The 21,200-nt window shown below is 61.0% G+C and carries 17 protein-coding genes; 1 reads left to right on the plus strand and 16 read right to left on the minus strand.

Annotated features, from left to right (window positions below; genetic code table 11):
• Window positions 1-143 precede the first annotated feature (143 nt).
• From rpoD to DW136_RS01765, 11 genes are all read right to left on the minus strand, one after another.
• Entirely contained in the window at window positions 144-1,493 is a 1,350-nt protein-coding gene (gene rpoD / locus DW136_RS01715; RefSeq protein ID WP_117798136.1) for an RNA polymerase sigma factor RpoD, read from the minus strand.
• A 110-nt stretch (window positions 1,494-1,603) separates the two neighbouring features.
• Window positions 1,604-3,703 (minus strand): DNA primase, encoded by a 2,100-nt coding sequence (gene dnaG, locus DW136_RS01720; protein WP_117716038.1) that lies wholly within the window; start codon window positions 3,701-3,703, stop codon window positions 1,604-1,606.
• Complete coding sequence (gene ribF / locus DW136_RS01725; RefSeq protein ID WP_233508960.1) at window positions 3,696-4,703, minus strand: riboflavin biosynthesis protein RibF; 1,008 nt, start codon at window positions 4,701-4,703, stop codon at window positions 3,696-3,698. Before ribF ends, dnaG begins: the two co-directional genes overlap by 8 nt.
• Window positions 4,700-5,632: a tRNA pseudouridine(55) synthase TruB gene (gene truB / locus DW136_RS01730; RefSeq protein WP_117716037.1), complete on the minus strand. Its 933-nt coding sequence runs from the start codon at window positions 5,630-5,632 to the stop codon at window positions 4,700-4,702. The genes ribF and truB overlap by 4 nt, the downstream gene beginning before the upstream one ends.
• 15 nt (window positions 5,633-5,647) lie before the next feature.
• A complete protein-coding gene (locus DW136_RS01735) occupies window positions 5,648-6,691 on the minus strand; it encodes a bifunctional oligoribonuclease/PAP phosphatase NrnA (RefSeq protein ID WP_099431635.1) in 1,044 nt (347 codons plus the stop codon).
• Window positions 6,684-7,094, minus strand: a complete 411-nt coding sequence (rbfA, locus tag DW136_RS01740; RefSeq protein ID WP_117637767.1) for a 30S ribosome-binding factor RbfA — start codon at window positions 7,092-7,094, stop codon at window positions 6,684-6,686. The genes DW136_RS01735 and rbfA overlap by 8 nt, the downstream gene beginning before the upstream one ends.
• Window positions 7,095-7,105: 11 nt before the next feature.
• Window positions 7,106-9,820 carry a translation initiation factor IF-2 gene (gene infB, locus DW136_RS01745; protein ID WP_117716036.1) on the minus strand — a complete coding sequence of 905 codons (2,715 nt, stop codon included), beginning with the start codon at window positions 9,818-9,820 and terminating at the stop codon, window positions 7,106-7,108.
• Window positions 9,821-9,909: 89 nt separating this feature from the next.
• Window positions 9,910-11,157, minus strand: a complete 1,248-nt coding sequence (gene nusA / locus DW136_RS01750) for a transcription termination factor NusA (protein WP_006234042.1) — start codon at window positions 11,155-11,157, stop codon at window positions 9,910-9,912.
• Between the two features lies 1 nt (window position 11,158).
• The gene (gene rimP / locus DW136_RS01755) at window positions 11,159-11,653 is read right to left on the minus strand and encodes a ribosome maturation factor RimP (RefSeq protein WP_117629483.1); all 495 of its coding nucleotides are present in this window, start codon (window positions 11,651-11,653) and stop codon (window positions 11,159-11,161) included.
• A gap of 249 nt (window positions 11,654-11,902) precedes the next feature.
• Window positions 11,903-14,479 (minus strand): leucine--tRNA ligase, encoded by a 2,577-nt coding sequence (gene leuS / locus DW136_RS01760; RefSeq protein WP_118288954.1) that lies wholly within the window; start codon window positions 14,477-14,479, stop codon window positions 11,903-11,905.
• Between the two features lie 259 nt (window positions 14,480-14,738).
• Window positions 14,739-16,250: an IMP dehydrogenase gene (locus DW136_RS01765; RefSeq protein ID WP_099431630.1), complete on the minus strand. Its 1,512-nt coding sequence runs from the start codon at window positions 16,248-16,250 to the stop codon at window positions 14,739-14,741.
• Between the two features lie 193 nt (window positions 16,251-16,443).
• Between DW136_RS01765 and DW136_RS01770 the strand changes: the two genes are divergently transcribed.
• Window positions 16,444-16,788, plus strand: a complete 345-nt coding sequence (locus DW136_RS01770) for a winged helix-turn-helix domain-containing protein (protein ID WP_117854558.1) — start codon at window positions 16,444-16,446, stop codon at window positions 16,786-16,788.
• Between the two features lie 100 nt (window positions 16,789-16,888).
• Here the strand turns inward: DW136_RS01770 and DW136_RS01775 are convergent, their stop codons facing one another.
• The 5 genes from DW136_RS01775 to DW136_RS01795 form a co-directional block, all read right to left on the minus strand.
• Window positions 16,889-17,881: a PLP-dependent transferase gene (locus DW136_RS01775; RefSeq protein ID WP_158567526.1), complete on the minus strand. Its 993-nt coding sequence runs from the start codon at window positions 17,879-17,881 to the stop codon at window positions 16,889-16,891.
• Between the two features lie 128 nt (window positions 17,882-18,009).
• Complete coding sequence (locus DW136_RS01780) at window positions 18,010-18,981, minus strand: LacI family DNA-binding transcriptional regulator (protein WP_233540507.1); 972 nt, start codon at window positions 18,979-18,981, stop codon at window positions 18,010-18,012.
• Between the two features lie 230 nt (window positions 18,982-19,211).
• Window positions 19,212-19,661, minus strand: a complete 450-nt coding sequence (locus DW136_RS01785; protein ID WP_055251170.1) for a hypothetical protein — start codon at window positions 19,659-19,661, stop codon at window positions 19,212-19,214.
• Window positions 19,658-20,050, minus strand: coding sequence for a helix-turn-helix transcriptional regulator (locus DW136_RS01790; RefSeq protein WP_055251172.1), 393 nt, complete (start codon window positions 20,048-20,050; stop codon window positions 19,658-19,660). The genes DW136_RS01785 and DW136_RS01790 overlap by 4 nt, the downstream gene beginning before the upstream one ends.
• Window positions 20,051-20,089: 39 nt before the next feature.
• On the minus strand, window positions 20,090-20,497 hold the full coding sequence (locus tag DW136_RS01795; protein WP_118065308.1) for a hypothetical protein: 408 nt from the start codon (window positions 20,495-20,497) through the stop codon (window positions 20,090-20,092).
• Between the last annotated feature and the right edge of the window lie 703 nt (window positions 20,498-21,200).

Below are 21,200 nucleotides of genomic sequence, written 5' to 3' on the forward strand. Positions count from 1 at the left end.
GCGGGCACCAGAGCGAGCAAATTGGCATGAAAAGAGGACGGCATAGACCTTCTGGTCATGCCGTCCTCTTTGAATGACAAGTTGTCGCTCTGGTGTCCGCGCAGCGTCGGCCAGTTACGGCGTTTGGTAAAACGCCGTAACTACTAAGACTCGATATAGTCCTTCAGCTTGCTGCTGCGGCTCGGGTGGCGGAGTTTGGCCAAGGTCTTGGACTCGATCTGGCGGATACGCTCGCGCGTGACGCCAAACTCGCGGCCGACTTCCTCGAGCGTGCGGGGATGCCCGTCGACAAGGCCAAAGCGCAGCTCGATAACCTTGCGCTCACGATCGGCAAGCGAGTCGAGCACCTGAGTGAGTTGCTCCTGCAGCATGGAGAAGCTGGCGGCATCGGGCGGAACGATAGCCTGGGAGTCCTCGATAAAGTCGCCCAGCTGGGAATCCTCTTCCTCGCCGATGGGGGTCTCAAGCGACACGGGCTCCTGCGAGATCTTCTGGATCTCGCGGACGCGGTCGGCGCTCATGTCCATCTCGGCACCGATCTCCTCGGGGGTCGGGTCGCGGCCCAGGTCCTGAAGGAGCTGACGCTGCACGCGGACGAGTTTGTTGATGGTCTCGACCATGTGCACGGGAATACGGATGGTACGGGCCTGGTCGGCGATAGCGCGCGTGATGGCCTGACGGATCCACCACGTGGCGTACGTGGAGAACTTAAAGCCCTTCTGGTAGTCGAACTTCTCGACGGCGCGGATCAGACCGAGGTTGCCCTCCTGGATCAGGTCCAGGAACAGCATGCCGCGGCCAACATAGCGCTTGGCGATGGAGACGACCAGACGCAGGTTTGCGCTGATGAGAGCCTGCTTGGCCTCGAGGCCGACATTCTCGATACGGGTCAGACGGCGCATCTCGGCACGCGTGAGCTCGAGCTCGCCTGCTTCGGCAGCCTCGAGCTTCTCGGTGGCCTCGAGACCGGCCTCGATCTTCATAGCCAGATCGACCTCTTCGGAAGCGGTCAACAGGTCGACCTTGCCGATCTCCTTGAGGTACATACGAACCGGATCGCCGGTCAGCATCACCGTGGAGGCATCGATGCCACGCACGCGGGAGCGTGAACGGGACGTGCGCACGGTGCGCTTCTTCTTGCTCTTGGAAGAACCCATCTCGGCGTCGGCCTGACGGGCCATCTTGAGCTCGTGATCGTCGAGCGAGCCGGAATCGTGCTCGTCATCGTCATCGAAATCGTCGGTATCGGTATCGTTATCGTCATCGTCGACGTCCATGGGGGCGTCGTCGTTACCGCTCGCGGAGATAATCTGGATGCCGCTGTTGCGCAGCGCGGAATACACCGCGGTGAGCTGCTCGTCAGAAACATCGATATCCTTCAGGGCGACCTGAATCTCGTCCTCGGTTACCGAAGTCCTGTTTGAGCCGTTGCCCATGAGCTTTGCAACGTAGGATTCCAGCCCAGTACCCGTGCTCTCAGTCTTTTTTGGCACAGATTCTCCCTTCATAGTCCACAGGACTCAATACTTTAGCACACACATTGACGTCTATACCCAAAAAGAGGACTGGATATAGGCGAGAATACGCTGGTTGACCACAACATCTAGGCCTGTTCGGTGCCTGCGGCCTCCAGGCCGATCAAACGGAACGGGTCCGCCACGCCGCCGATCGACTTTTGCAGTTCGCGCTGACGCTGCGAGTCCTGCGCGGCCTGCACGGTCAGCGCACGACGGGCCTCATCATCGAGCGAACGGTCCTGGCGCAGCTTGGCCTGTGCGGCACGCATGCGGCGCTTGATTGTGTAGAGCTCGAGCGTATCGAGCATAAACACGATGTTCGTCTCGGTGGGGTGCTTGCTCGTCGCCGAGATGCGCCCGGCACTCACAAGCGTTGCCGCCTCGGGACACACCGAGCGTGCCGCATCCATGCAGGCTGCAGGATCGGTTCCCGGCGGCGTTGCCAGCACGGCCCATGCGATGGACTCGTGACGTGGGTCAACCCACTCGATGGAGCAGATGCGGTCGGCATACGTGCGGAACAGGTCGGGGTAGCTCGTGAGCATGGTTAGCAGCTCACGCTCCCCCGCCAAGGACTTGCGCTCTAGATCTGTCAAAACCATAGGGGCCGAGGCGTCTGTCGGGGCACCGGCGGGCGTAGAGCCCATACCGTCAGGCACATCGATCGGCGGCAGGTCGTCGACGACCTCGACCGGCGCGGCACCGTAGGCATCGAGTGGGACGTAGTCGTACGGCTCTTCTTCGACCGGTGCGGACACCGGCGGCGTCGCGCCCGACGCCCAAGCACCACGAGATGTTCCCTGCGAACCAGACGACCGACCGCCCGCGCTACCAGATCGCTCAGCCTGCGCCCGCTGGCGTTCATAGTTCTGTTCGCGTCGGCGTTCCGCATCCTCGCGTTTAGCGACATCGCGAAACACGCGACCCGAACTCGCGCGCACCGTCTCCAAATCCAAACCCAGCAGATCGGCAATCTGGATAAAGTACGTATCGATCATATAGCTGTCACGAAGCGGATAGATGAGCGTGAGCGCATCCTCCAGCGCCTTGGCGCGACCGCCCGGCGTGGTGATGTCGCTCGACTCCTGCAGCGAACGGTACACGAAGTCCATGAGCGGCTCGGCGGCGTCAATGCGTTTCTGCAGCTCCTCTCCGCCGTGGGCCGTGATGAACTCCATGGGATCGTTGCCGTCAGGCAGCACCACGCAGCGCAGGTCCATCGAATCCTGCTCGATAAACTGAATCGCGCGACGGGCGGCCTTCTGGCCCGCGGCATCGCCGTCAAACATATACACGATGCGCTTGGCAAAGCGGGTGAGCGTCTTGACGTGATGCTCCGTGAGCGCGGTGCCCAGCGTAGCGACAACGTTTTTAATCCCCGCCTCCCAACAGGCGATGCAGTCGGTATAGCCCTCTACCACGATGGCGGTATCCTGCGCGACGATAAACTCCTTGGCCCAATTAAAGCCGTAGAGGTTTCGCTTTTTATGAAACACGCTCGTCTCGGCGGTGTTGAGGTACTTGGGTTGGCCGTCACCCATGATGCGACCGCCAAAGGCGATGTTGTGACCCTGCTCGTCAAAGATGGGGAACATCACGCGGTCGTAGAAGCGGTCGGCAAGCTGCCCGCGCCCTCGACTCACGGCAACGTTGGCGTCGATCATCTCCTGCGGAGTAAAGCCCGCCTGCGACAGATGAGCCACCAGCATATTACGACCCGGCGCAAAGCCCAGGCAGTAGCGGCGGCAGACGTCGCCACCCATGCCGCGGCTGGCAAAGTACTCACGTGGACGGCCATCCTTACCGCGCATAAGCATGGTGTGGTAGAACTGGGCGGTCTCGGCACACAGATCGTAGATGCGGGCACGCTTGGTACCGCGCTCGCGGCGATCTCCGGTGTCGTGCAGCTCAATACCTGCACGATCGGCCAAATAACGGATTGACTCGGGAAAGCTCAGGTTCTCGCGCTTCATGATATAGGTGAAGACGTCGCCACCCTCGCCGCAGCCAAAGCAATGCCACACCTGCGTGGCGGGAATAATGTGGAAGGACGGAGTCTTTTCGCCATGAAAGGGGCAGCAGCCCCAAAACTCATGGCCGCGGGGCTTGAGCTCAACCGTTTCCTGCACGATGGCGACTAAGTCGGACGCAGCGCGTACCTGGTCTTTTTCCTCATCGCTAATCACGGACGCTCACCCCCTGCTCGCCCAAGTTGTGACGAATATCTTCGATATTACCCTCGACGGTCGCGATCAACTCATCCAGCGAATCGAACACGCGCGACGGACGCAGCCAGCGCGTAAACGCCAGCGAAACGGAAGCACCGTACAGGTCGCCCGTATAACCAATTAAATTAGCCTCAAGATGCGCAGATGCCGCATCGTCGGCATACGTCGGCGGCAGTCCGACGTTAACGGCAGCAGGCCACACGATGTCGTTTACCAGCACCAGGCCCTCATACACGCCATCGGCAGGCACCTGAATGCCGTCGGGAACCTGTAGGTTTGCCGTGGGAAAGCCCATGCCAGAGCCCTCGTGGCGGCCGCGAATAACACCGCCACGCACCATATACGGGCGGCCGAGTAACCCAGCAGCAAGCCCCACATGGCCCTGTCCCAGCTCGTGACGAATGCGGGTGGCGCAAATGGCCTCGCCGCCCTCGCAAAGCAGGTCGTGACCATACACGTCAACTCCGCGCTCGGAACCCCAGGCGCGCATCTCGGCAACACCAGAAGCACCGCCGCGACCCAGCCTAAAATCGCTGCCAACGCGAATCGAACGAATGTCGACAACGCGTGACAACAGTGCGAGAAAACCGACATGGTCGAGCGCCGCAACCTCAGGCGTAAAGGGAACGGCCACCACTGCATCGACCCGGGTTTGAGCCAGGGCATGCAGACGGTCGGCCGTCGTCATCAATTTTTGAGCGGGCGAAGGGCTCACCACGACGTCCGGGTCGGGATCGAAGGTAACCACGACCGCCTTACAGCCATGGGCACGGGCATCACAGACAAGCGCTTCGATGAGTTCCTGGTGTCCACGGTGCACACCATCGAAAACGCCGATGGCGATGGAGGCAGCACCCAAGTGCTCGCACTCATCAAATGCATCGGCAGCAACGATGCGAGCCTCGTCCGACTCGCCCGCGAAAAAGATACGCGCGAGCTCGCGAGCGGACAACATCATCGAACACCGCCGATTGCCTGCGGAAACACGTGCTCCATGACAAAGCGGCCACTCTCAATGCGGGCGAGCGCCTTGAGTCCCCCATCGAGCACCAACGCAAACGGCGCCTTCGAGGCATCGAAATCCGCAAGCGCACGCTCAACGGGAATGCGTCGGCCGCAGAGCAGGTCATCGGCAAGATTGCCAGGCAAGTCAACACGCGTGGCGCCCAGGGCAGCAATGGGATCCAGGGCAAAGCCAGGCGCGGACTCGGGGGAAAGTTCCTCGACCGCATGACAAGCGCCAATGGAAACAACACCGGAGGCCGTGCGGCGCAACGCGGAAATGTGCGCGGCGCTCTCACAGGCGCGGCCCAAGTCTCGAGCGAGCGCACGGATATAGGTGCCCTTGCTCACCGAGAACGCCACGGTCCACACACACGTATCACCTTCGCCGCCCACGGCGATCAGGTCGGCGGCATAGACCTCGACGGGGCGCGGAGGCAGGTCCACCGCATTGCCCTCGCGAGCAGACTTGTAGGCGCGAACGCCATTGACCGAGATAGCCGAAAACGCCGGCGGCACCTGCATCTGCGGACCCAGCATGGCCGCCAAGCGCTCACGGGCATAGGCAGGATCGCGCAGCTCGTTGGCAATAGCCACCGTGCGGACCGCCTCGCCCTCCGCATCATCGGTATTGGTCTCGGCGCCAAACGAGATGTCGGCGACATAGCTTTTGGTATCGAGGGTTAGCATGCCCAGCAAACGAGTAGCCTGGCCAACACCCACCACCATGACACCCGATGCCATGGGGTCGAGCGTGCCGGCATGGCCGACGCGACGCTCATGGAGGGCGCGCCGACATTGCGAGACCACATCGTGGGACGTGCAGCTCACCGGCTTATCGACGGCGAGCAGCATATTCAGTTGAGAAGGCGTACGACGAGCCATGTACCATCCAAAAAGTTAAAGCTCGACGGTCACCGAAGCGGGATCCTCCCCTACCAGTTCGGCCAGCATGGGAAGTGCCACGGTGAGCGTCTCGAGAATCGTTCCGTTGTTGGAGAAACCGGCGGCAGCGGGATGTCCGCCTCCGCCAAAGGCAGCAGCGATCTCGGACACGTTGAGGTCGCCCTTGGAGCGCAGGTTGCCGCGCACCTTGGTATCGCCCTCAATGCCCTTCAGGAACAGGCAGACTTCGACGCCCATCACCGAGCGAACCACATCGACCAGGCCGTCGCACTCATCCGAGGTGACACCGCAGGCCTCAAGGTCACTCTGGTACGCGTAGCTATACGCGACGCGCCCGTGGGCCACCGTCTTAATGCGGCCCATAACGATGGACTTGAGGTGCAAAAATTCAACGCGCATGCTCTGGTAGACCTCGAGTGCCACACGCGCCGGATCGGCACCGTGGGCAACCAGACGCGAGGCTGCATGGAACGCGGCGGCATCGGCGTTTTGGTACTGAAAACGGCCGGTATCGGTAACCAAGCCACACAGCAGGCAGGTCGCAACGCCATCACGTGCGACAATGCCGCAATTGTCCAAGAAGCGGTCGATGATCATGGCGCAGGCTGCAGCTTCGACGCGCCTCAGGCTGAGCTCGGCAAACTCCTCACGCGCCGGATGGTGATCGAAGCACACCACATGCTTGGAGCGACGAAGCACCTCGGCGGAATTATTGAGACGCTCGACGACCGGCACGTCCACCGAGATGAACAGGTCCGGATTGCCGGTGTACGCAGATGCCGGCACCAGGCGATCGGAGCCTTCCATAAAGCGGTAGATACGCGGAACCGGATCATCGTCTGCCAGCAGCAGGGCAATGTCCTTGTTGGGGAAAAACTTCATGAGCGAAAGGCCCAGACCCAAAACGGAGCCCAAGGCATCGCCATCGGGAGAAGTATGTCCCGAAATCGCAATGGAGGACGCACCCTCGATGAGCTCGAGGATGCGTCGCTGAATATCTGCAGACTCGCACGAGGCGAGGTCGGCGGAATTAGTCATCTAAAGCTGCCTCCTGGGCGGCATCCGCTATCGGATAGCCGTCCTCGTCCTTTTCGATCGCAAGCGTGGCGGGAACGTTTTCCAGCGCACGCGTGATACGCTCGGCCTCATCGGTCGAGCGATCGATGCGAAAATCGAGCTCGGGCGTAACACGCCAATCGAGCGAGCGAGCCAACAGGCTGCGAATACGGCCCTTAGCGCTTGCGAGCGCCTCCAAGACCTCGTCGTAGCGGCTCGCATCGCACGACACGTACACGCGCGCGAACGAACGGTCCACCGCGACCTCGACCGCGGTCAAAGTAACCAGGTCGAGACGCGGATCGGAAACCTCAAAGAGCAGGATATAACCGAGCTTCTCGCGAAGCTGCTCGCCCAGACGGCGGGTTGCCTGCGTTTGCTTCATAGCGCTACCCCCTACTCGGTACGGGCAACCTGGTCGATACGGTAACCCTCGATCTGGTCGCCGGGCTTGATGTCCTGGAAGTTCTCCAGGCCAATGCCGCCCTCGGAACCGCTCTTGAGGCTCTTGGCCTCGTCCTTGTAGTGACGCATCGAGGCGATCTTGCCGTTGAAGACCACGATGCCGTCGCGCACCAGACGCACGGAATCGGTCGCGGCGATCTCGCCCTCTTCGACGCGGACACCGGCGGCGATACCGACTTTAGGCACCTTGAAGGTGTCCAGGACGGTCGCGGTACCCGTGGAGACCTCGACCTCGGTGGGCTTGAGCATGCCGATACGGGCAGCGTCGAGCTCCTCGAGGCACTTGTAGATGACGTCGTAGCAACGGATCTCGACGCCCTCGCGCTCGGCGGCGGAACGCGCCTTACCGTCGGGGCGGACACCAAAGCCGATGATGATGGCGTTGGAGGCGTCGGCCAGGACGACGTCGGTCTCGTTGATGGCACCAACGGCGGAGTGGATCGTGTTGATGCGAACCTCGGACTGATCCATCTTGTCGAGCGAGTCCTGAAGGGCCTCGATGGAACCCTGGACGTCGGCCTTGATGATCAGGTTGAGCTCCTTGACCTCGGCGTCGGCAATGGTCTCGAAGAGGTTCTCGAGCGTGACGTGCTTGACGCGGCTCTGCTCCTCGATACGGGCCTTGAGTGAACGCTCATCGGCCAGGGCGCGAGCCTCGCGCTCGTCCTCGAAAACGCGGAACTCGTCGCCGGCGTTGGGCACGGACTGCAGGCCCAGGATCTCGACGGCGTCGGAAGGACCGGCCTCGGTGACGGCGTTGCCCTTGGGATCGAGCATGGCGCGGACGCGACCGTAGGTAAGGCCGGCGACCAGCGTATCGCCCACGTGCAGGGTACCGCGGGTCACGAGCACCGTGGCAACCGAACCGCGGCCCTTGTCGAGCTTAGCCTCGAGGACGTTACCGGAGGCAAAAGTGTCGGGGTTGGCCTTGAGCTCGAGCACGTCGGCCTGGAGCAGCACGGTCTCGAGCAGGTCGTCGATACCGATCTTCTGCTTGGCCGAGATGTTGACGAACATGTTCTGTCCGCCCCACTCCTCGGGGATGATGCCGTACTCGGTGAGCTCCTGGCGCACGCGGTCGGGGTTGGCACCCGGCTTATCGATCTTGTTGACGGCGACGACGATGGGTACGCCGGCGGCCTTGGCGTGATTGATCGACTCGATGGTCTGGGGCATGACGCCGTCGTCGGCGGCCACGATCAGAATGACGATGTCGGTCACCTTGGCACCACGGGCACGCATGGCCGTAAAGGTGGCATGACCCGGGGTATCGATGAAGGTGATCTTGCGGTCGTTGATCATGACCTGCGAAGCGCCGATGGCCTGCGTAATGCCGCCCGCCTCGCCGGCAGCAACGCCGGTGTGACGGATGGCGTCGAGCAGCGACGTCTTGCCGTGGTCGACGTGGCCCATGACGGTGACGACCGGTGCGCGCGGCTTAAGGTCGGCGGGATCGTCGTAGAACGAGAAGGTATTCTCCTCCTCGGGGGTAATGATCTTGATCTGACGACCCAGGTCGTCGGCAACGAGCTCGACAAGGTCATCGGACATGGACTGCGTCATGGTGAGCGGCGTGCCCAGCAGGAACAGGCGCTTGATGATGTCGTTGGCCGGAACGTCGAGTGCCTCGGCGAGTTCCTGGACGGTAACGCCCTGGGAGACCTTGATGGCGTCGAGCTCCTCGGGGTTCACGCCCTGGGCCAGCGCCTCCTCTATCTTGCGCTCCTCCTGAGCCTTGGCAGCCTCGCGCTCGCGCTTCTCCTTGCGCTTCTTGCGGCGACCGGTGGACTCACGAGAGGCCTCCTCGACGGCAGCACGAGCCTCCTCGAGCACCTTCTCGCGGCTGTACTCCTCGGCCTCACGAGCCATGCGGCTGTAGTGGTCCTCTTCGTTGTTGTGACCGCCCTTGCGCTTCTTGCCCTTGCCCTGCTTATCGGGGTTGGGGAAGTCCATGCCGGCAGCGACGTTGTTGCTGGCGTTGGTGCGATGGCTGTGCGGACGGCTCTCGGAGGCGTTGCGCTCGGAGTTGTTGTCGGAAGCGTTGCGATCGTTACGACGGCCACCGCGGCGGTCGTTGTTGCCGCCACGACGGTTACCGCGCTCGGCGGCGCGCTCGGCCTTGGCCTTGTCCTCGGCGTCCTTCTTCTCCTTGAGCACGGTCTCCTGTGCAGCGATCTGGTCGAGCAGCGAACGGAAGCGCGAACCGGAGTCGGAAGCGGGAACGGCGCGGCGCTGGGCCTCGCGGGCAGCCTCCTCCTTCTCGCGAGCAAGGCGCTCCTGCTCGGCCTTCTTCTTGGCCTCGGCCTCGGCGCGGGCAGCCTCCTCGGCAGCCTGGGCTGCGGCAAACTGGCGGCGCTCCTCCTCGCGTGCCTTCTCGGCGGCGATGCGCTCGCGCTCGGCCTCGGCGGCGCGAGCGGCTTCCTCGGCGGCAGCTGCCTGCTCCTCGGCCTGCTTGGCGGCCTCGACTTCCTGAGCGCGGGCCTCGATCACCGAGGCGAGCTGCTTGCGGACCATGGCGACATAGGCGTCCTCCAAGGTGGAGGAAGCGGACTTAGCGGGAATCTTCATATCGGCGAGATGACCCATCAGTTCCTTGGAGGTCATGCCGAACTCTTTGGCCAGGGTGGACACACGGACTTTTGCCATATGACTTCACCTACCCTTTCTGGCACCTTGGGTGCCTAGAGACTGAACGAGCGTGGGAGACGCGCCGGGACCCGCCCGGCGCGACCGCGCTAGATCAGGTCCTCCGCATCATCGAAGGCGTCGGTGTCGTGGACACCGCAGAAACGGGAGCCGGGACGGGCCTGGTTGCGGCACTGGATGCCGTCCTCGGACACGTACTCGCAGCGGCGGACGTCCTCGTCCTCCTCATCACCGATCAGGTCGGCGGCGGGTTCCTCGTGAACGGGAACGTTCTTGAGGATGTCGGCGGCAAGCGTCTCGGACTTGATGTCGATGTGCCAGCCGGTCAGGCGCGCGGCAAGGCGGGCGTTCTGGCCCTCCTTGCCGATGGCGAGGGACAGCTGGTCGTCGGGCACAATGACGCCGGCGTAGGCCTTCTCCTCGTCGATGAGGACGCGGGTGACCTTAGCGGGCGACAGGGCGTTGGCGACGTAGACGGCAGGATCGGCATCCCACAGGATGACGTCGACGCGCTCGCCGCGGAGCTCGCCCACGACAGCGCGAACACGGCTGCCCTTGGGGCCGACGCAGGCGCCCACGGGATCCAGACGGTCGTCGAGCGAGTGGACGGCGACCTTGGAGCGCTGGCCGGGCTCGCGGGCGATCGACTTAATCTGGACGGTGCCCTCATAGATCTCGGGCACCTCCTGCTCAAACAGACGACGCATGAGCTCGGGGTGGGTACGGGAGATGACAATCGGCGGACGGCTGTGCTCGCCACGAACCGGCTGCAGGTTGGAGTTGGGGTCGCGAACGTCGATGATCACGGCCTTGATGTGCTGGTTGTGCAGGTAGCGCTCGCCCATCGGACGCTCGTTGCGCTCGTTCTCGTAACGACGCTGATCGAAGTGCGGCAGCTCGGCCTCGACGCCCTCGCGAATCTTGACGATCGTGAAGTCGGGCGTGGACTGCAGCACGGTACCGCTGATGAGGTCACCGATGCGGCCGGAGAACTCCTCGTAGATCTGCTCGCGGGCGGAGTTACGCACGATGGCGTTGATCTCGGCCTTGGCGTGCTGGGCAGCGATGCGGCTCGTATTCTTGGGGGTGACGTCGATCTCCTCGAACTCGGTGAAGTTGCCCTCCTCGTCCATGGAATCGTCGATCGGCTCCAGGCGGTAGACGTAGATCTTGCCGGTGGTGCGGTCGATGGTCACCTTAGCGCCCCACTCAAGATGCAGGATCTCGGCATAGCTCTTGGCGAGCGACTGCTCCAGGCGGTCGATCAGGTAGAGCTGGTCGATGTGCTTCTCCTGGCAAAGCTCCATCAGGGCGGACATCATGTCGGATGCTGCCATCTTACTTTCCTTCCTTCGCGGGCTTGAAGTCGTAGGTGGGCTTCAACTTGCACTTTTTAACATCAGAGAAATCGAGGGTAACGGACTCGCCGTCCTCGAGCTCGAGGGTCACGTCGGTCTCGGTCGCAGCGGCAATCTTGCCGGCGTACTTGCGACGGCCCTCGGTGGCGGTGGAGGTGAGCTCACAGTTCTCGCCCACAAAGCGGGCAAAGTCGCACGGGCGGCGCAGTGGGCGCGCCATGCCCGGGCTCGACACCTCAAGCGTATAGCTCGAAGAGATGGGGTCGAGCTCCTCAATCACGTCGCCGACCCACTTGGTATTGGCCGTGACGTCGTTGAGCGACAGGCTCTGACCCTCGGCACCCTCGATACGCACGCGCACGCAGGGGGCCTTGGTGGCACCCACGAGCTCGACGTCGACGATGTCGACATCGTGCTGGGGAGCGACGGCCTCGAGCGCATCGATGATCGCCTGCTCGGTCTTAGTCTTGACCATTGCGGCACCTCCATCCATACAAAAAAGAAGCGGGGCCGAAACCCCACTTCTTTCAATTACAACTTCATTTGCAAGCAAACTATAGCAATAGCTGCGAAAACGTGCAAGCACAGTACGAATCTGCAGGTCAGCGTGCGCACAGCTTCTCCACAAGAATAGGACAATTGACCGCGGCCAGGCTAAACAAAACGAGGGACGGCCCAACCGGACCGTCCCTCGTTTATTGCATGTCAGCTTTACGCGCAGAGCTTATTTGACCACCAGGTTGACCAGCTTGCCGGGCACGCAGATGGCCTTGACGACCGTCTTGCCCTCGAGCCACTTGGCGACGGCTTCCTCAGCGGCAGCCTGCATCTCCTCGTTGGAGGCGTCGCGGGCGACGTCGATGCGGCCGCGGACCTTGCCGAGCACCTGTACGACGATCTGCACCGTGTCCTCTATGGACTCGGCCAAGTCGAACTCGGGCCAGGCGGCGGTGTAGGCATTGCCCTCGCAGCCGAGCGCCTCATGCCACAGCTCGTCGGCCCAGAACGGGCAGATGGGGGCAAGGACGCTCACGATATCCTTAGCCACGCCGTAGCACAGCGCCTTGTCACGGGAAGCGACCTCAGTGGCGTTGAGGTAGGCGCTCGCCGCGTTGACGAGCTCCATGACGGCCGAGATGGCGGTGTTGAACTGGCCGCGATCGAAGTCCTCGGTGCACTTGGCGATGGTGCGGTGACGCTCGCGATAGAGCTTCATCGCAACCTCGTCGAGCGCTGACTTGTCGAAGGCCACGCTGGCGTCGCCAGACTGGACAAGCTGCCAAACGATACGCCAGGCGCGCTTGATGAAGCGGTTGGCGCCATCAACGGCCTTGGGGTCCCAGTCGAAATCCTTCTCGGGCGGGGCGATAAACAGGATCGCCAGACGCATGGTGTCGGCGCCGTAGGGCTCGATGACCGAGCTCGGGGGCACGACGTTGCCCTTGGACTTGGACATGGTTTCGCCGTTCTCGTCCTTGACCATGCCCTGGCACAGCAGGTTAGTGAAGGGCTCGTCCACGCTCAGCAGACCCAGGTCGCGCAGGGCCTTGGTAAAGAAGCGGCTATAGAGCAGGTGCAGAATGGCGTGCTCGATGCCGCCGATGTAGTTATCGACGGGCATCCAACGGTCGGCGGCCTCACGGGAGAAGGGCAGCTCGGTGTTGTGCGGATCGGTATAGCGCAGGTAATACCAGCTGGAGCAGGTGAAAGTGTCCATGGTATCGGTCTCGCGCTTGGCCGGGCGACCGCAGACCGGGCAGGTGGTCTCGTAGAAGTCCTTGCACTCGGCAAGCGTCTCGCCGGCGCCCAGGTCCAAGTTCTCGGGCAGCGTCACCGGCAGCTGGTCCTCGGGCACGGGTACGATGCCGCAGTGCTCGCAGTGGATGGCCGGGATGGGGTTGCCCCAATAGCGCTGACGGGAAATGAGCCAGTCGCGCAGACGGAACTCGACCTTGCGACGACCGCAGCCCATGGCCTCGAGGTCGGCCACGATGGCAGCCTCGCCCTCGGAGTGCTTGCCACCGCGCATTCCGGTGTACTTGCCGGACTGGACGAGCGTGCCCTCGGCAGCATGGGCGCAATCCCAGTCGACGGTCTCGGCATGGAAGGTATCGATGGTCTCGCCGCTGGCCTCGACGGCTGCGCGGTCGTCATCGTCCAGGATGATCGGCACGATCGGCAGATCATACTTGCGTGCGAACTCAAAGTCGCGCTGGTCGCCGCAGGGAACGGCCATGACGGCGCCGGTGCCGTAGTCGGCCACAACGTAGTCGGCAACCCACACGGGGACCTTTTCGCCGTTAACGGGGTTCACCACGTAGCGGCCGGTAAAGGCACCGTGCTTCTCGAGAGTACCCTGGGCACGCTCGACGGCAGAAATGTGCTTGGAGTCCTCAACGATCTTGGTGACGGCCGCCTCGTACTCCGTGCCCTCGACGAGCTCGTGCAGACGGGCGTACTCGGGAGCCAGGACAAAGAAGGAGACGCCAAAGAGCGTGTCGGCGCGCGTGGTGAAGACGGTGATCTTGCCCTCGTCGCCCTCGATGGGCTCGCCATCGGCGTCGCACAGGGTAAAGTCGACCTCGGCACCCTCGGAGCGGCCGATCCAGTTGGCCTGCATCTGCTTGACGCGCTCGGGCCAGCCAGGGAGCTTCTCCAGGTCATCGAGCAGCTCCTGGGAGTACTCGGTAATCTTGTAGTACCACTGCTCAAGATCGCGCTTCTCGGGCTCGGTGCCGCAACGCCAGCACTTGCCCTCGGTCACCTGCTCGTTAGCCAAAACGGTCTTGCAGGTGGGGCACCAGTTAACCGGATTCTTCTTACGATAGACCAGGCCCTTTTCCCACATCTTCTCAAAGATCCACTGACCCCAGCGATAGTAGTCGGGGCTGCAGGTCTTAACGGTGCGATCCAGGTCGTAGGAGAAGCCCATGCGCCTCATCGTGGCGAGCGCCTGGTCCATGTTCTTATACGTCCAGGCGGCAGCCTGCGTGTTGTGCTTAATGGCAGCGTTCTCAGCGGGCAGGCCAAAGGCGTCAAAGCCGATGGGGTGCAGCACATCGTAGCCGCGCATGCGGGCCTGACGGGCCATGGCATCGCCGATGGTATAGTTGCGCGCGTGGCCCATGTGCAGGTCGCCCGACGGATACGGGAACATCTCGAGCACGTACTTCTTGGGCTTGCTGGCGTCGGTGTCGACGGCAAAGAGGTTGGAGTCCTCCCAGGCCTTCATCCACTTGGACTCAATGGCCTGCGCGTCGTAGGCAGGGATCTCATCCTTATGATCTGTGCAATCGCACATATCAGCTCCTTTAATCTTTAATGGGGTCGGTCGGCTTAGCTTTATTCGCTACTGCGGACAGTCCTGCGCAAGACGAAGAGCACATTAAGTGCTCTTCTTTGCGTGCGGAACTTGTAGCGAACAAAGCTAAGCCGCCCGACCCTAAGGTTAACTTGACTGATGATAGCAAATACAACAAGCGAGATGCCTGCGACTTGCAGGCATCTCGCTTTATCTAAATAACGTGGTTGAAACTCAACCTTTATGTGCAGCTCTTATCCTATCGATAAGACACAGACTGCTGGGAGTCTTTCACGACTACGTCGTGGGCTCCGCCTTCGACGATCGAGGTCGAGGAGACCAGGGTCAGGCGTGCCTTTTCCTGGAGCTCGGGGATCGAGAGGGCGCCGCAGTTGCACATCGTGGACTTGACCTTGTAAAGCGTGCCGCCCACGCCGTCCTTGAGGGAGCCGGCGTACGGGACGTAGGAGTCGACGCCCTCGACGAAGCTGAGCTTCGCGGCGCCGCCCAGGTCGTAGCGCTGCCAGTTGCGGGCACGCGCAGAACCCTCGCCCCAGTACTCCTTCATGTACTGGCCGTTGACGTTGACGCGCTCGGTCGGGCTCTCGTCAAAGCGGGCGAAGTAGCGGCCCAGCATCATAAAGTCGGCGCCCATGGCAAGGGCGAGCGTCATGTGGTAGTCGTAGACGATGCCGCCGTCGGAGCACACGGGCACGTAAACACCGGTCTCCTCGTAGTACTCGTCACGGGCGCGGCAGACGTCGATCAGCGCGGTGGCCTGGCCACGACCGATACCCTTGGTCTCGCGAGTGATGCAGATGGAACCGCCGCCGATACCGACCTTGATGAAGTCGGCACCGCAGTCGGCCAAGAAGCGGAAGCCCTCGGCGTCGACGACGTTACCGGCACCGACCTTGACGTCCTCGCCGTAGTTGGCGCGAATCCACTCGATGGTGCGCTTCTGCCACTCACTGAAGCCCTCGGAGGAGTCGATGCACAGGACATCGGCGCCAGCCTCGATGAGCAGCGGCACGCGCTCGGCATAGTCGCGGGTGTTGATACCGGCGCCGACCATATAGCGCTTGTCGTTATCGAGCAGCTCGTTGGGGTTGGTCTTGTGGCTGTCGTAGTCCTTGCGGAAAACGATGCCCATAAGGTGATCGTTGTCGTCGACGATCGGCAGGGCGTTGAGCTTGTTGTCCCAAATGACGTCGTTGGCAACCTTGAGGCTGATGTTCTTGTCGCCCACGATGAGCTGCTCGCGCGGGGTCATGAACTCGGAGACCTTCTTCTGGTGGTCATCGCGGCTGGGACGATAGTCACGGCTGGTGACAATGCCCAGGAGCTTGCCCTTGGGAGTGCCGTCGTCGGTGACCGGCATGGTGGAGTGGCCGGTCTTCTCCTTGAGCTCGATGACCTGCTCCATGGTCATGTCGGGTGTCAGCGTGGAATCGGACTGAACGAAGCCGGCCTTGTGATCCTTGACGGCCTTGACCATAGCGGCCTCGGACTCGGCGCTCTGGGAACCGTAAATGAAGGACAGGCCACCCTCGGTAGCGAGCGCGACACCCATGTCGACGCCCGAGACGGATTGCATGATGGCGGAAACCATGGGGATGTTCAGGGTGATTGCCGGCTTCTCACCGCGCTTAAAGCGGGTTAGCGGCGTCTTGAGAGAGACGTTGTTGGGGATGCACTGCGAGGACGAGTAGCCAGGGACCAGCAGATACTCCGAAAACGTGTGGGACTCACCGGGAAAGAACGTAGCCATGTTTCTCCTTTTTCCATGCGACCGGTCGGCTGCAGGCCTCGTAGGACCCAGCCCAACCTTGGGCGCCCAATACTGGGGAAGTATCTTAACGCACTTTGACTGCTACAATGCATGATTTAAGAAGAGCACACGAGGGTTTGACGCACGCTTTGCGTTTGCCCAGCAAACGCTTTAGCGGGGAGACGTAAGGCACATGGAGTACAAGACGACGGCAAAGTTGGTCATTCAAGCGTGCGACAAAGATCTGCCGGGCGTGTTTGGTCACGGCTGCGTCTTGTTGCTGCAGGGTATTGCCCGCGAGCACTCGCTCAACCGCGCCGCCAAAAGCATGGGCATGGCCTATTCCAAGGCTTGGCGCATTGTGAACGAAGCCGAAGGGCAGCTGGGATGCAAACTCATCGAGCGCGACGGCGCCCGCGGATCCACGCTCACGCCTGCCGGCGAGCGCGCCATAGCGGTCTACGAGGAGCTGCAGGCCGACATAAACCAAGTCATTGCCACCAAAGCCGACGCCCTCATCGCCAGCATCAAAGAGTAGCCAATTTGGGACGGGGCCTTTTTTAGCTACCATCCAGAGCATTCTTGACTCATAGCAAAAAATGACATTGGGTAGCTAAAAAAGCCCCGTCCCAAATTAGCTACTTGCGGAGGGCGTTGTCTAGGGCGGCTGCCGCGACCAGGGGGTTGTCGGTGCCGGCGAAGAGGCGGATGGTGCTCCCCTGCTTACCTCGCGGAGCAGAGAGGCGCGTCGTTGCGCCGCCGGCGGGCGATGTGCGAAACTCCCCCGGCAAAGCATCGAACAGCTCTCCCGCGCTACGCTCAATAAGGTCAAATTCAACTGCTGGCCCAAATCCGTGCTCCAGGATTCCCGTTGCAACAGCATGGTCAGGATGCGAGCTCAGCCCGGGATAGCGCACGTTGCGCACCATTTCGTTGGCGGCCAGATACTCGGCCAGCGCACGGGCGCGGTCGAAATGCTCCTGCATGCGGGCATCGAGCGTGTCCAGCCCCCGCTCCAGCACACCCGCCTCCTCGGTAGAAAGGTCGAGTGACAAAGCACGGCAACCCGCAAACAACGCATTCGCGCACTCGGCAGCAGCATCCACATGATGGCGCTTGAGCTGCGAACGCGCCACCGAAGCGGCAACGAGCTTGCGCGGAGCCTTGCCGGCGCACACGCGATCGAGCGCCTCGAGCGACAGCGCAGCACCCAGCCGCAGCGAATCGCAGCCAAAAGCCGACGCCACGGTGTTGTCTACAACCAGCAGCGCATGGGCCTCACGCGCCGCCCGACCCAGAGCGCGCAGATCGGGCACACGCAGACCAAACCCGCCGATGGAGTTCACAAACCACCACAGGTGCGGACCCTCGGCATCAAACGAAGCATCAAAGCCCTCGGACGCAGCGGCAAACGCCTCGGCGGACGGCGAGCCCACCAGCGCGACATCGCAGCCATCAAAGCCGCACGCAAACGCATCGGCAAAGTCGTCCGCAAAGGCCACCAAGCGGTCACCGGGACGCACAATCCCCAGCTGCGACAGCGCTGCTGGCACATGCGAGGCCGCGAGCAACCGCGCTTCACGCGCGCCGGTCCTCAAAGCCCAGGCCTCTTCTAGCTGCTGTACGCCCATGCGGTACCGTCCCTTCAAAACAAAAACCCACGATGCGGGTGTTCCCCGCATCGTGGGCAACGGCTGCAGTATAGCGCCGATAGGCGACTGAACGCCTAAATGTTGAGCGCGCGGTAGATCACGTAAGCCTAGACATTCATCAGCTGATGGCCGAGCTTGAGCGTCTTTAAACCGCTCTCCCCCTCCACGCCATCGAGCGTATTGAGCAACATATTAGTCGCCTCGACGCCACTGGTCAGGTAGCCGTAATGCACGGTGGGAATGCCGCCCGTCAGCGCGCGCAAAAATGCGTTGTCGCCAAAACCGCTCACGCGACGCACACCCTCGCCCATGCCGCGAACCTCGTCAAGAGCGCGCAGGGCGCCGGCCGCCATAGTATCGGTCGCGCACGCGATAAGCGAAACATCGGGATCGACGGAGAGCAGTTCGCGTGCAGCGCGATAGCCCGAGTCGAGCGTAAAGGACCCCTGGCAAATCAGGCTCGAATCAAGTGCCACGCCCGCGGCGCGCAAGCCGGCCTCAAAACCACGACGACGGTCATAACCGGCGGCACGGTCTTCCTCGGCAACTCCGATGTAGGCGATCTTGCCCTCAGCACGCTTCGCGAGTGCCTGACCCAGCTCGAAAGCGGCCTCGTAATCGTCGTGATAGACGCACGCCGCGCCCTCGACATGTTGGCCGATCAACACAATGGGCACACGGCACGACTCAATCGCCCGGCGATGCTCGCCGGTAATCATAGTTGCCACCAGCACAATGCCATCGACCGGATGGTTTTGGAATAAATCGAGGTATTCGAGCTCGCGATCGGGGACGTTATCGGTATTGGCAAGAAGCATCTGGTAGCCGCGGCGGCCAAGCACCTGCCCGATGCCCGCCGTAATGCGGCTCACCGACTCGGAATTAATCTTAGGCACGATGACGCCGATGAGCTTGGTGGAACCGGTTCGCAGCGCGCGAGCCTGGCTGGATCGCACGTATCCGGTCAGCTCAATCGCCTGCTTAATGCGCTCGGCCTTGTCCGCCGAGATATACCCACCATTGAGGTAGCGCGAGACGGCGGCGCTCGAAACGCCCGCCAGCTCGGCCACATCTTTCATCTTTACCACGAGCACCCCTGTCGTTGAAATCGCTTTCACCATGATACCCGTGCGGAGCTACATGCGTGTCGCAAGACGGGACGTCACGGTCAATTTAGCTGTCGCAGCACGGGCATCGCAGGGCTTCAACTAGAAACTTCGAAATATAAATGCCGAATCAGTCAGACTACCGATTCGGCACCCCGTTACATTTGCACACAGCGGCAGGCAAAATCCAACTCGAGAACAACTTACTCACTTTGGAAAGATGCATCGCTGTCCGCTGCCAATTCCGAAGGAAGAATTGCCGGCAGCGTCAAAGCCCCCATGGGCGAAAGTCCAGTAACGACCATCAGATAGCTCTTAGCGTGACCATACGCCATGGAAATCGCATTAGAGAGAAGATAACGGCGCGCTTCATCGTCTGAAATGTCGAACGGCATTTTTGTTGACACCGAAATAGCAACCGTCACATCAGCGCGCATTTTTTCTTTTGCATCGTCCCTATCAATCAGACTGCCACACACATACAGCTTTAAGTCTGCACGCTCGCCCGCCTTGTTCCTCAATAGATGGACGTCCTGATAGCTAACGTCAACTTTTAAATCCATATTCTGGGAGGGCTCATTCTCGATATGAAAAGTTGAGTCGACAACAAACAAATGAACAACCTGAATAGGCGCAATGAAATCCTTGCTCATGCAGCCAAACCTCCCGGAATCATCTCAAAGTTCAATCGTTTCGCCGAGCAGTCGCTGTTAAATGAAGACCATTGTTCTCGGACAGAGTTATTAGACGAAGAAAACGGCGCCTCATTCGAATAACTGGAAATGACCTGAGGAATGATTTTGATACCCAACGCAAGCTCAAACTTTGCGATTGTTTTCAGCGTCATGTTGGGCTGAGAATTCAACAATTTCGAAAGCGACTGAAGACTCACGCCCATACGCTTTGCCAGCTCACTTTTACTCAAGCCCGAGCGCTGCATCTCGCGATGAACAATAAACTCAATATCTAGTGCGTGCTCATAGGCACGGGTTTCGCTCGTTTCCGTTTCCGCGTAAAAGTCTGATAAATCGACCTTAACCATTACAAGTCTCCGTTTCGTAAGCGGGCAAAAAAGCCGACGCTATGACTCCAAAAGCTGCTTTGCTATCGGGGCCAACTGTTTTGCGCGTTTAATTTCTTTGGAAATATTTCCCGAGCCTTGATGGCCCTTAAACCAAAAAAGCAAAACAATCTTGTCCACGCCTTGGCAAATCGCGTAGACCATTTCTCGATTAACCCCATCAAAACCCTTGAGTTCGTATAGTCCAATCTTAGGCTCGATACATCGAAGCTTTGACGTTCCACTGACATCCTTTAGCCCGTAGTCATAGACTTTTGAAATCTGATTGATCATTTTACGGGCGGTAAACTTCGTTTTAGGATCAGACATCATCTTCTGAAATTGAGAGTTCTCAGGGGAGGTGGTTAGTTCCCAAAAAGGTCGTCCCTCGGGATCAGCATATTCGACAAGTTCATAGTCACTAACCAAAGGCCACCCCCTCCGCCTCAGATAAAACCAAATGTGGTTAACTTATAGGTTAAGTTTAGCCAAATTCAAATACATGGCAAGCCCCAAGCCGAGTTCAAGCAATCTGCATTATTGACTCAGAGAAATGCGGGAAAGAGGCAGTAGAAACTACATTGGCACATAAGGCCCCCAGCGAAGAGCCCGAACTTTTATGGTGAGCAATAACATACCTAGGAAGACGAAGGCAAGGCACGCAACCGCCCAGTCGCCGTGGCCGGTCTTAGGGAGCGCGGCGGCTTGCGTTGTTGTGGGCTTGGTCTTTTTGGTGGTCTTGGTCGCAGGCGTCTTGATGGACGCGGACGCGGGCCTGGCGTCCGACTTGGGCGACGAATCAGGCGTGGGGGCGGAATCTTCGCTGGGCTTGTTCTCGTCGCTATGCTTTCCTTCGCTTCGCTTCCGGGCTTTGTATCCCCCGCGGGATTGCCACCGGCAGGTTCATCGGTACCGGGCTGGGTCTTCCCCGCCGGCGGCAGGGCGCCCGCGGGTTCAATTACCACACGCAGCGCTACGGCCCCGCTGGCGTCCATCACGCAGGCGGTACCAAAGGCCCCGCCCGCCGGCGTCACAAACTGCGCGGACGTAAGTGAGTCACTCTCGCAGACAACATCGGCTATGGCGCCGGTCGCGTACACCCAGGAGGCGTCCATGGCAAACTGGCCATCGG

The organism is Collinsella sp. AM12-1 (assembly GCF_003472325.1).
Taxonomy (GTDB): Bacteria; Actinomycetota; Coriobacteriia; order Coriobacteriales; family Coriobacteriaceae; genus Collinsella.